Consider the following 10,753-nt stretch of genomic DNA (forward strand, 5'->3'; position numbering starts at 1 on the left):
TAATCTGGAGCGGGAAACGAGACTCGAACTCGCGACCCCGACCTTGGCAAGGTCGTGCTCTACCAACTGAGCTATTCCCGCATCATCAAGTAAATCGTAAATCACTTGATTTTACTATCGTCTGGCAATCTGTGCTGCCGTTCGATGCGTTGCATTCTACTTACCTGACGCAATGAGTCAACGATATTTTTCGCCACTTACGCTCGTTTGCTGAAATTTACGGCGAAACGATCACTGATCAAGCAAATCCCCACGCGCGGCGTTCAAATACTGGAACATTGACCACAGCGTCAGGACCGCAGCGACGAAGAACAGTGCAATCCCCGCGTACTCCACCCAGATATTCGGACGCCACAGCAGCCAGGCAAGCGCTGCCATTTGCGAGGTGGTTTTGACTTTGCCGATCCAGGAGACCGCCACGCTGCTGCGCTTACCCAGTTCCGCCATCCATTCACGCAGCGCGGAAATGATGATTTCACGTGCAATCATCGTGGCCGCGGGCAGCGTCACCCACCAACTGTGATAGTGCTCGGTCACCAGTACCATCGCAATTGCCACCAGCACTTTATCCGCAACCGGGTCGAGAAACGCACCAAAGCGCGTACTCTGGTTCCAGCGACGCGCCAGAAAACCGTCAAACCAGTCGGTCACCGCAGCGATACAGAAGATCAGCGCAGCAACGAACGGCGCCCAGGTGAATGGCAGATAAAACACCACGACAAAGAATGGGATAAGTATGACGCGAAACAGCGTAAGCAACGTTGGAATATTAAATTGCATAGTGACGGGTAACTATCTGTTGTCAGAGAATTTACCCCTATGTTGCTACAGCGGACTCAATGTTTCAACGACCAGAAGATCTTTTCTGCCAGTCCTTGCGAAATACCCGGCACTTTTGCAATTTCTTCAACGCTGGCGTTACGTAATCCTTGCAAACCACCCATATATTTCAACAACATTTGGCGACGCTTCGGTCCAACGCCTTCGATGGTCTCCAGCGTACTGGTGTTTTTCACTTTCGCCCGTTTTTTACGGTGGCCGCCAATGGCATGATCGTGGGACTCATCGCGGATATGCTGAATCACATGCAATGCCGGCGAATCCGGCGGCAAGCTAAATCCCTCACCTTCCGGTTCAAAGAACAGCGTTTCCAGACCGGCTTTACGGTCAGCGCCTTTTGCAACACCTAACAGCAGAGGGTGGTTTTTATCCCAGGGGACATCCAGCTCGGCGAAAACGGCCTTCGCCTGCCCCAGTTGCCCTTTTCCGCCGTCGATCAGGATCACATCCGGAATCTTACTTTCTTCGATGGCTTTACCATAACGGCGACGCAGTACCTGATTCATTGCCGCATAGTCATCGCCCGGCGTGATGCCGGTGATATTGTAGCGACGGTATTCCGCACGCAGCGGCCCGTTCGCATCAAAGACCACGCACGACGCCACCGTCTGTTCGCCCATCGTGTGGCTGATGTCAAAACATTCCATCCGTTTTACAGCTGGCAGCTTCAGCACGGTTGCCAGCGCCGTCAACCGTTGGGTAATGGTCGACTGCTGAGAGAGTTTCGTGGTCAGCGCCGTGGCGGCATTGGTCCGCGCCAGTTTCAAATAACGCGCGCGATCGCCGCGAGGTTTGGTCTGCACATTAATACGACGCCCCGCCAGTTCAGAAAGCGAATCGGCCAGCAGCGTTTTGTCGTGCAGATTGAAATCCAGCAGGATCTCGCCAGGCAACGTGCGCATCTGGCTGCCCTGGAGGTAGAATTGCCCGACGAAGGTTTCTACCACTTCGCCCAGTTCAGTCCCTCCCGGCACTTTCGGGAAATAACTGCGGCTGCCCAGCACTTTCCCCTGGCGGATAAAGAGCACATGGACACAGGCCATCCCGGCATCAAACGCAACGCCGATCACGTCCAGATCGTCTCCCGCGTTGGAAACGAACTGTTTCTCCGTCACCCGGCGCACGGCCTGGATCTGATCGCGTATACGCGCAGCCTCTTCGAACGCCAGATGTTGACTGGCTTTCTCCATCCGCGCGATCAGTTGAGTTAAGACCTGGTCATCTTTACCGGATAAAAACAACCGAACATAGTCAACCTGCTGCGCATACTCTTCTTCACTCACCAGGCCTTCGACGCAGGGCCCCAGGCAACGGCCGATCTGGTATTGCAGACAAGGGCGCGAGCGATTGCGATAAACGCTGTTTTCACACTGACGGATCGGGAAAATTTTCTGTAACAGCGCCAGCGTTTCACGGACGGCATAGCCGTTGGGAAACGGGCCAAAGTATTCGCCTCGGGTATGTTTCGCCCCACGGTGCATAGCCAGCCGGGGATGCGTATCCGCGCTGAGAAAAATAAAGGGATAGGATTTGTCATCACGTAACAGCACGTTGTAACGCGGCTGATACAGCTTGATATAGTTGTGCTCGAGCAGCAACGCTTCCGTTTCGGTGTGCGTCACCGTCACATCGATTTGCTGAATGAGGGCAACCAGCGCTTCGGTCTTACGCGAAGCCAGGTTGCTGCGGAAATAGCTGGAAAGCCGTTTTTTCAGGTCTTTCGCTTTACCCACATAGATAACCGTACCACCGGCATCATACATACGATAAACGCCGGGTTGACTGGTTACGGTTTTTAGGAACGCTTTCGCGTCAAACTGATCGCTCACTGGCTTGTTAACGTCTCCGCATTACACAGGCCATGGCGAATTGCCAGGTGAGTCAGCTCTACATCACCATGAATGTTTAGTTTACTGAACATACGGTAGCGATAGCTGTTCACCGTTTTAGGGCTGAGATTCAACTGCTCGGAAATCTCATTCACCTTCTGACCTTTAGTGATCATCAGCATAATCTGCAATTCGCGCTCAGACAAACTGGCAAACGGGGTTTCCGTTTTTTCGGGTTCAATCTGGCTTAATGCCATTTGCTGGGCGATGTCAGAAGCAATGTAGCGCTGCCCGGAATAAACCGAGCGGATGGCACTTACCACTTCCTGAGGCGCAGCACCCTTACTCAGGTAACCTGCGGCTCCGGCCTGCATCACTTTTGCCGGCAACGGGTTTTCCGTGTGAACGGTCAACATAATCACTTTAATATCGGCAGTTGAACGCGCAATTTTGCGCGTGGCTTCAAGGCCACCAATACCGGGCATGTTCATGTCCATCAACACGACGTCGACGGTGTTGGCGCGACACCATTTAACGGCATCCTCACCGCAACCTGCTTCACCGACAACTTTTATACCCTTTATATCTTCAAGAATGCGTCGTATCCCTGCGCGCACCAGTTCGTGGTCATCAACAAGAAGAACGTTGATCAAAGGAATATCTCCAGAATAGGGATAACGCTACTGATAGTGGATCGCCACTATATTAGCGGGTTTTATCTCAACTTTAAAACGTAAAAAACGTCCGGTAACCGATTTTGCTCTCGTTTTCGGAAATTAGTCTGTACGCTTTGTGGAAACTTAGGCTAAGAACAGCCAGTTACACGCACTATTTTCGGGAACGAGGTTTCACAATAGTGACAAAAACTCGCTTTCTCTCGCCTAAATGCTAAATAGACAGGTAAGTTTGTAACAATAATTAACGAGTAAAATACTCGGAATAAACAATAAATGAGGAAAATATAGACTTCTTATGTTGTTGTTTAATTTAACTCCGCTGGTGTGATTTCCGATCGAAAAACAACCACTGCTATTTTTCCCTCAGCTTATGGTATACTCCGCGGCCTTAACATTTATCATCGCAAATTTTTACTGAAACATTACGAGGAAAATAAATGAGTACGCCTGATTTTTCCACTGCCGAGAATAATCAAGAACTGGCTAATGAAGTCACCTGCCTGAAGGCGCTGTTAACGCTGATGCTGCAAGCCATGGGCCAGGCGGATGCGGGCCGCGTGATTCTTAAAATGGAAAAACAGATCGCGCTGGTCGAAGACGACGCGCAGGCTGCAGTATTTTCCAGCACTGTTAAGCAAATTAAACAAGCTTACCGTCAGTAAAGAAAAACCGGCTGAGAGCAGTGCTTTCAGCCGGTTTATCGTCTGCCACGCAGAACGTTTATTGTTTCAGATAAGCCCGGTCGCCGCGGCATAGCACGCAATCTGCGTCTTATTCGGCGCGTTAAACTTCTTCTGCATATTCTTCTGGTGAAAGTTAACGGTATTTTCTGATATCGACAGAATCATCGCAATTTCAGCTGAAGTCTTCCCTTCCGCCGTCCATTTCAGAATCTCTTTTTCTCGTTTGCTAAAGCGCATTTCCGGCGCCATCACCATCTCATCTTCGAGTCGGGAAAGTGCCGTTAAGCTTTCGCGCACCAGCAACTGCAGTTTCAATTCGACTTCATCGCCCGCAAACGGCGTATTACGCAGGCTTGACCGTGAGACCGAGAGAAAGCCTAATGCGCGATTTGGCAGCATGAGACATTGCGTGACGCCTTTGCGTAATCCGTGTGAACGGGCAGCATCCCACATTGTCTGCGCGTCACTGAATAATGCGTCATTCCAGGGCAGATGTCCCTGAATGAAGTTTTCCGGCTTCAGCACAGGATCAATCGCGAAATAGTTTTCCGCCTGATATTGCGAAACCCACGCATCGGGATAAGTGGTATGAAGGGAAATTTTAGGACGCGTGAACGGAACCGGATGCCTGACACACAGCGCGTAATAATCAAATTCCAGCAATTGTGTTTGCTGCTGTAATTCGCTGTAGACGTCTTCTGCGCAAGTCATTTCGTGAAAGCGTAACAGCATCGTCCGTCGCCAGGTAAAGAAATCTAAATCCTGCATACTCAGTATTCGCACCCTTGAGAGTGATAATCATTTTAAATGTGAGAAATAACCTATCACATAAACATACGGTAGATGTATAAAATATCGGTCAGGGAGCAGATTACTTGAGCGTTGTTTCAGTTCGCGTATTTTGTCCAGGGAAATACGTTCATCGTCATGCGTCTGATATTACTATTTATGCATCTCCACTCGGCCGAAATGGGATAATCCCGGACGAGTGGAGAAAACCAATCATTGCAGCAGAAACTTCTCAAGAAACTGACGGGTTCTCGGTTGCTGTGGATTGGCAAATAGCGCTTTGGCTGGCCCCTGTTCCACAATGCGCCCCTGATCCATAAATATCGCCCGGTCCGCGACATCGCGGGCAAAGCTCATTTCATGGGTCACAATCACCATGGTGCGTTTTTCCTGCGCCAGTTGACGGATAGTGCTCAACACCTCGCCCACCAGCTCAGGATCGAGCGCAGACGTCGGTTCATCAAACAGAATCACTTCCGGGCGCATGGCCAGCGCACGGGCAATCGCCACTCGCTGCTGCTGCCCGCCGGATAAGCGCCGCGGGTAGCTGGTCTCTTTCCCGGCCAACCCCACTTTCGCCAGCAGTTCCCGCGCCCGCGCCATCGCCTCTTCTTTGCCCTCGCCTTTCACGATAACCGGACCTTCAATGATATTCTCCAGTACCGTGCGATGGGGAAAGAGATTGAAGCTCTGGAACACAAAGCCAACATGCTGGCGCAACTGGCGAATCAGCGTTCGTTGCTGACCGAGTGATCGCGCCGTATCAATGGTGATATCACCCACGGTGATCGTACCCGCTTCCGGTTGTTCCAGCAGGTTAATACTGCGCAGAAGCGTCGTTTTTCCCGACCCGCTGGGACCGATGATCGCGACCACCTCTCCCGCCTGCACTTGCAGATCGATGCCGTGCAGCACCGTCTGCCCATGAAATTTCTTGACCAGGTTTTTTACGTCGATCGCACTCATTTCGGCTCTCTCTCCTGGCGGTTCAGTTGATTTTCAAAGTAGTTCTGCAATGAAGACAGCACGGTTGCCATGATCCAATAGATCAGCGATGCCGCCAGATACATGGTGAATACCTCCAGCGTGCGCGAGGTGATCAGTTGCGCCTGACGGAACAGTTCTGGTACCTGGATGGTGGCCGCCAGCGACGTGTCTTTCACCAGACTGATAAAACTGTTGCTCAGCGGCGGCAGCGCTACCCTGGCAGCCTGCGGTAAAATGGCGCGACGCATTGTCTGCCACGGCGTCATCCCGATACTGGCAGCCGCTTCCCACTGTCCTTTGTCAATCGATGAAATCGCCGCGCGCAGCGTTTCCGCGGCATAGGCCGCCGTATTGAGCGACAGGCCAATCATTGCGGACGGCACCGGATCCAGCTCAATACCAAACTGCGGCAGACCGTAGTAGATCATAAACAGTTGTGCGATAAGCGGCGTACCGCGAAAAATAGAGATATAGAAACGCGCCAGCCAGCGCAGTGGCAGCAGCGGCGACAGGCGCATCAGCGCGAGGATAAATCCCAGCAGCAGGCCGAAGAACATCCCGCCAATACTGAGTTGCAACGTAAACACCGCCCCTTTGAGCAGATACGGCAGGGAATCAATAACCAGTTGGATACTTTCTTGCATGAGCTTATCCGAAATTACACGTGTGGATGGTAGGCAAACAGCGCAGGCGCCCCACCAGTATGGATAAAGAGAATCGGGCCTTCGTCTTTAAAGCGTTTCTGGCTGATTCCGTCAATCAGTCCGGCCATCGCTTTTCCGGTATAGACGGGGTCGAGAAGGATCCCTTCCAGACGCGCCAACAACTTCACGGCTTCCATCCCCTCTTCATTTGGCGTGCCATAGCCTGGGGCATAGTAGTCATCCCACAACAAAATCTCCGCCGCCGCTGTCAGTTCCAGTTCACTGGCAACAGCCTGTTGCAGCGCCACCACTTTCGGCTTTTGATCGGCTACGCTGCGTGAAACGGTTACGCCAATCAGATCCACATCCGGCATCAGTTGTTCCAGCCCAACCGCCAGCCCGGCGTGCGTTCCTGCACTGCCAGATGCTACCACCACCGAAGAGAGCTGCACCGCGCCTTCACACTGCTGAGCGATTTCCAGCGCGCTTTCAACATAGCCTAATGCCCCCAACGCGTTTGAACCACCGACCGGTATAATGTAGGGACGAAAGCCCTGCGCTTCGATTCGGGTGGCCAGTTCTTGCAATTGGGCATCCGGTGCATGTAGCGCCTCGCACATCTCAACCTGTACGTTGAACAGATCCAGCAGCAGTCGGTTGCCATTGGTGAGATAGTTTTCCGCCGTGGTGCCAATGGGGTTTTCCAGCAGCGCCACGCAGTGCAGTCCCAGCTTCGCGGCGACCGCCGCCGTCTGACGCACGTGGTTAGACTGAATCGCGCCTGCCGTGATCAGCGTATCAGCGCCTTCACGCAGCGCATCTGCGGCCAGGAACTCAAGCTTGCGCAGCTTATTTCCGCCCATCGCCATCGGTGTGACGTCATCGCGTTTGATGAAGATATCCCGTCCCAGGTAGTCAGAAAAGCGCGGCAGGTATTCCAGCGGCGTCGGCGCACCGATAAATTCCAGGCGCGGAAAGCGTGTCAGGTTGTGCAGTGGCATAAAGCCTCCGATTATTCGTTGTTGTGATGTTCTTTTTATTATGCACGTTCAAACGCATGAAATAAAAAAGGCGCTGATTAAAGCGCCTTTTTTTTCATATCGTTCGGACTATTTGGTGATATCCGCGCCAAACCATTTCTCAGAAAGCGCCTTCAGCGAGCCGTCTTTCTGCATTTCAGCAATCGCTGCGTCCACCGCCTTCAGCAGATCTTCATTGCCTTTACGAAGCGCAACGCCAGACTCCTGACGGGAGAAGGCTTCACCGGTGACCGCCAGCGTATCTTTGGTCTTTTTAACCAGATCTAACGCCGCCAGACGATCCACCAGAATGGCGTCGATACGGCCTACGCGCAGATCCTGATATTTCGTCGGGTCATCATCATAAGTCCGGATATCAACGCCCTGGACGTTCTGACGTAACCACTCTTCATAGTTAGTACCCAGACCCACGCCCACTTTCTTATCTTTCAGATCGGCTGCGGTTTTAATCGCGCCTTCATTGCCTTTTTTTACCAGCGCCTGGATACCGGAGACGGTATAAGGGGTAGAGAAATCATATTTCTTCTTCCGCTCGTCGGAGATGGTGACCTGATTGATCACCACATCGATGCGTTTAGAATCCAGAGAGGCCAGCATCCCGTCCCATTTGGTCGGTTTCAGCGTGGCTTTCACGCCCAGATGCTTCGCGAGCGCTTCGGCAAATTCCACTTCAAAACCGGTCAATTTACCGTCATCGCCCTGGAAACTGAACGGCGGATAGGTACCTTCCAGCCCCACCAGCAGCGTGCCGCGATCTTTAACCTTCTTTAACAGACCTTCATCTGCAAACGTTTTTGCGCTCATTCCCGCGACAAGCGCCACAGCCATCACGCCCATCAGCGCCTGGCGACCCAGAAGTGCTAATTTCATATTTACCCCGAATGTTGTTATGAATGCCCGTAGTGTAGAGCGTTTATGGGTAACGACATAAATCACTCTGCTACATCTTATTCATTTTTAATATATATCAGAAGTCATCCGGAGGGAGGAATTCTGTTGCTGCTCGGGGTGAGCATGCGCTTTATATTGTGCGTACTTACGCAGCGCGATGCGATAGTTGTTGGTGCTGGTCTCCGGCAGCCACGGCGCCAGGTTTTCATCAAGGTAACCGTCCTGGAGCAGATCGTGAGAAATTTTCTGCTCGCTGAGATGATTACCGAGACGGCGCAGACGGACAACATACTCGCGTACGGTCCCGTGGCTCATTTCGGTCTGTTCAAACAGGAATTGTTTAAAACCAATGATGTCGAAGAAATCGCTCTGCGTCTTGCAGTGCAGATCGCCGCAGAAACGGCATAGCGCCACCCACTCTTTCTGCTCCTGCTGCCAGGCGGCTTCATCCATGAGTGTATCGAGGCGGGAAATGGCGATTTTATTGACGATCTGCCCTTTGCGCACCAGCGTGATGCGATCCAGTAACTTGTGGCAATGGGCGCAATGCGTCTGGCTGTGTTTAAAGTCTTTGAGGTAGCGGCTTAGAGGCCGTCTTTTTGATTGCTGCACCGTCATGAGAACTCCTGGTAGTCAATACGTTGTGCGGCATTTTTCAGCGCCGACAACGTCGTTCGCTATAACTTACCCAGCTTCGTGCGTAACCGTTTTATGGCCTGACTGTGCAACTGGCTGACCCGTGACTCTCCGACTTCCAGAACCGCGCCAATCTCTTTGAGATTGAGTTCTTCCTGGTAATAGAGCGTGAGCACCAGTTGTTCGCGTTCCGGAAGGGCTTCAATGGCATCCATCACGCGCTGGCGCAAATTGCTCTCAAGGAGCTGTTGTAACGGGTTTTCCTGCTGGTGTTCTTCTGTCACCAGCTCGATACTATCGCCATGCTCTTCCCGCCACTCGTCATAGGAGAAGAGTTGGCTGTTGTTGGTATCAAGCAACATCTGACAATATTCTTCTACAGGAATCGCCAGCCGCTCCGCCACCTCACTTTCCGTCGCGTTGCGCCCTAATTCCTGTTCCAGTTGCCCCATCGCCTGTGCCACTTCGCGGGCATTGCGCCGAACGCTACGCGGCACCCAGTCGCGGCTGCGTAGTTCATCCAGCATCGCCCCACGAATACGCTGCACTGCGTAAGTGGTAAATGCCGTTCCTTGCAGAGCGTCATATCGGTCAACTGCATTCAATAACCCGATACCGCCCGCCTGTAGCAGATCGTCCAGTTCTACGCTCGCGGGCAAACGCACCTGCAGGCGCAACGCTTCGTGACGCACCAGCGGTACATAACGCTGCCACAGCGAGTGTTTATCCATTACACCTTCAGCGGTATACAGTGAATTCACGATAAACAGCCCTGCGTTAAATGAGTTATCGGCATGATTATCCGTTTCTGCAGGGGTTTTAATCGGGTGAATAGTGGGTGAAATGAGGGGTTATTTAGGGGTTACCGGTAAAGCCAGAATGAAAAAACCCCGCCGAAGCGGGGTTTGCGCAAGAAGCGTAAATTAACGCAGCAGAGACAGAACGTTCTGAGTCGTCTGGTTAGCCTGTGCCAGTACAGAAGTACCCGCTTGTTGCAGGATCTGCGCACGAGACATGTTAGACACTTCAGTCGCGTAGTCAGCGTCTTCGATACGGCTACGAGCAGAAGACAGGTTGTTAACGGTGTTGCCCAGGTTGGTGATAGCAGAATCGAAACGGTTCTGTACCGCACCCAGGTCAGAACGCAAAGAGTCAACCTGAGCCAGCGCTTTATCGATAGAAGCCATCGGATCAGAATTCAGCTTATCGCCTTTCACAACGGTACCATCATCTTTGATGGTGGCGCTGTAGTATGCATCGGCATCGTTTTCAGTACCTTTGATGACATAACCGCCGCCTTTAACGGAGAATACCTGCGGGTTGTCACCCAGACCTGTAATGCCCCCAAGATCCAGTTTAACCGCTGGCGTAGTACTACCAATAACGTCACCAGTGGTAACAGCAGCTTCGCTCGCCGCTGCCGCAGCTTCCGGAGTATCAGAGCTCTTATAGCTCACAATCCCGGTATTCAGGTCAACCGTACCTTTGAAAATATCAGAACCTACTTTCACATACATCTGACCATCTTTATCAACAGAGAAAGAGGTCGTCGCAGCAAGAGCCGTGTTATTCAGAGAGATAGAATCTGCGTTTACAACGGTAGTGCCACCAATATTGACGTTTTGACCAGCGGCTGCTTTAGTTGCAGTGATAGTGCCGGTTTCCTTCGTTGCACCGTCAAAATCTACAACCCCGGTATCTTTGTCATAGTTAGACACTTTGTAGAAATCTGTGCCG

General features: G+C 52.0%; 13 protein-coding genes and 1 tRNA gene. 2 read left to right on the forward strand and 12 right to left on the reverse strand.

Features of this window, described 5'->3' with window-relative positions; translation table 11 throughout:
* Positions 1 to 5: 5 nt before the first annotated feature.
* The 4 genes from AB7E14_RS13835 to uvrY form a co-directional block, all read right to left on the reverse strand.
* Positions 6 to 81 (reverse strand) — tRNA-Gly (locus tag AB7E14_RS13835).
* A gap of 150 nt (positions 82 to 231) precedes the next feature.
* Positions 232 to 780, reverse strand: a complete 549-nt coding sequence (gene pgsA, locus AB7E14_RS13840; RefSeq protein ID WP_042318323.1) for a CDP-diacylglycerol--glycerol-3-phosphate 3-phosphatidyltransferase — start codon at positions 778 to 780, stop codon at positions 232 to 234.
* A 56-nt stretch (positions 781 to 836) separates the two neighbouring features.
* Positions 837 to 2,669, reverse strand: coding sequence for an excinuclease ABC subunit UvrC (gene uvrC / locus AB7E14_RS13845; protein WP_058588222.1), 1,833 nt, complete (start codon positions 2,667 to 2,669; stop codon positions 837 to 839).
* The gene (gene uvrY, locus AB7E14_RS13850) at positions 2,666 to 3,322 is read right to left on the reverse strand and encodes a UvrY/SirA/GacA family response regulator transcription factor (protein WP_043000305.1); all 657 of its coding nucleotides are present in this window, start codon (positions 3,320 to 3,322) and stop codon (positions 2,666 to 2,668) included. Before uvrY ends, uvrC begins: the two co-directional genes overlap by 4 nt.
* A gap of 394 nt (positions 3,323 to 3,716) precedes the next feature.
* Here uvrY and AB7E14_RS13855 point away from each other — a divergent pair, with 394 nt between their 5' ends.
* Complete coding sequence (locus AB7E14_RS13855; RefSeq protein ID WP_418219740.1) at positions 3,717 to 3,764, forward strand: hypothetical protein; 48 nt, start codon at positions 3,717 to 3,719, stop codon at positions 3,762 to 3,764.
* 19 nt (positions 3,765 to 3,783) lie between these two features.
* Positions 3,784 to 4,008 (forward strand): DUF2594 family protein, encoded by a 225-nt coding sequence (locus AB7E14_RS13860; RefSeq protein ID WP_042318315.1) that lies wholly within the window; start codon positions 3,784 to 3,786, stop codon positions 4,006 to 4,008.
* A gap of 66 nt (positions 4,009 to 4,074) precedes the next feature.
* Here the strand turns inward: AB7E14_RS13860 and sdiA are convergent, their stop codons facing one another.
* The 8 genes from sdiA to AB7E14_RS13900 all read right to left on the reverse strand — a co-directional run.
* Positions 4,075 to 4,797 carry a transcriptional regulator SdiA gene (gene sdiA, locus AB7E14_RS13865; RefSeq protein ID WP_216081359.1) on the reverse strand — a complete coding sequence of 241 codons (723 nt, stop codon included), beginning with the start codon at positions 4,795 to 4,797 and terminating at the stop codon, positions 4,075 to 4,077.
* A 234-nt stretch (positions 4,798 to 5,031) separates the two neighbouring features.
* A complete protein-coding gene (gene tcyN / locus AB7E14_RS13870; RefSeq protein WP_043000303.1) occupies positions 5,032 to 5,784 on the reverse strand; it encodes an L-cystine ABC transporter ATP-binding protein TcyN in 753 nt (250 codons plus the stop codon).
* Positions 5,781 to 6,449: a cystine ABC transporter permease gene (gene tcyL, locus AB7E14_RS13875; protein WP_042318310.1), complete on the reverse strand. Its 669-nt coding sequence runs from the start codon at positions 6,447 to 6,449 to the stop codon at positions 5,781 to 5,783. Before tcyL ends, tcyN begins: the two co-directional genes overlap by 4 nt.
* A gap of 14 nt (positions 6,450 to 6,463) precedes the next feature.
* Positions 6,464 to 7,450, reverse strand: a complete 987-nt coding sequence (gene dcyD, locus AB7E14_RS13880) for a D-cysteine desulfhydrase (protein ID WP_316961766.1) — start codon at positions 7,448 to 7,450, stop codon at positions 6,464 to 6,466.
* Between the two features lie 108 nt (positions 7,451 to 7,558).
* Positions 7,559 to 8,359 carry a cystine ABC transporter substrate-binding protein gene (gene tcyJ, locus AB7E14_RS13885; protein WP_043000301.1) on the reverse strand — a complete coding sequence of 267 codons (801 nt, stop codon included), beginning with the start codon at positions 8,357 to 8,359 and terminating at the stop codon, positions 7,559 to 7,561.
* 87 nt (positions 8,360 to 8,446) lie between these two features.
* Positions 8,447 to 8,998, reverse strand: coding sequence for a flagella biosynthesis regulatory protein FliZ (fliZ, locus tag AB7E14_RS13890; protein ID WP_058588224.1), 552 nt, complete (start codon positions 8,996 to 8,998; stop codon positions 8,447 to 8,449).
* 59 nt (positions 8,999 to 9,057) lie between these two features.
* The gene (locus tag AB7E14_RS13895) at positions 9,058 to 9,777 is read right to left on the reverse strand and encodes an RNA polymerase sigma factor FliA (protein ID WP_428169605.1); all 720 of its coding nucleotides are present in this window, start codon (positions 9,775 to 9,777) and stop codon (positions 9,058 to 9,060) included.
* Positions 9,778 to 9,939: 162 nt separating this feature from the next.
* Positions 9,940 to 10,753, reverse strand: an 814-nt coding sequence (locus AB7E14_RS13900; protein ID WP_428169606.1) for a flagellin, incomplete at its 5' end; no start/stop codon positions are given.

Origin of the sequence: Citrobacter sp. (assembly GCF_050252275.1) — a bacterium.
GTDB lineage: Bacteria > Pseudomonadota > Gammaproteobacteria > Enterobacterales > Enterobacteriaceae > Citrobacter_A > Citrobacter_A amalonaticus.

Coding starts and splice junctions, on each gene's coding strand:
- pgsA (WP_042318323.1), bottom strand. CDS start 780: ATGCAATTTAATATTCCAACGTTGCTTACGCTGTTTCGCGTCATACTT.
- AB7E14_RS13860 (WP_042318315.1), top strand. CDS start 3,784: ATGAGTACGCCTGATTTTTCCACTGCCGAGAATAATCAAGAACTGGCT.
- sdiA (WP_216081359.1), bottom strand. CDS start 4,797: ATGCAGGATTTAGATTTCTTTACCTGGCGACGGACGATGCTGTTACGC.
- tcyN (WP_043000303.1), bottom strand. CDS start 5,784: ATGAGTGCGATCGACGTAAAAAACCTGGTCAAGAAATTTCATGGGCAG.
- tcyL (WP_042318310.1), bottom strand. CDS start 6,449: ATGCAAGAAAGTATCCAACTGGTTATTGATTCCCTGCCGTATCTGCTC.
- dcyD (WP_316961766.1), bottom strand. CDS start 7,450: ATGCCACTGCACAACCTGACACGCTTTCCGCGCCTGGAATTTATCGGT.
- tcyJ (WP_043000301.1), bottom strand. CDS start 8,359: ATGAAATTAGCACTTCTGGGTCGCCAGGCGCTGATGGGCGTGATGGCT.
- fliZ (WP_058588224.1), bottom strand. CDS start 8,998: ATGACGGTGCAGCAATCAAAAAGACGGCCTCTAAGCCGCTACCTCAAA.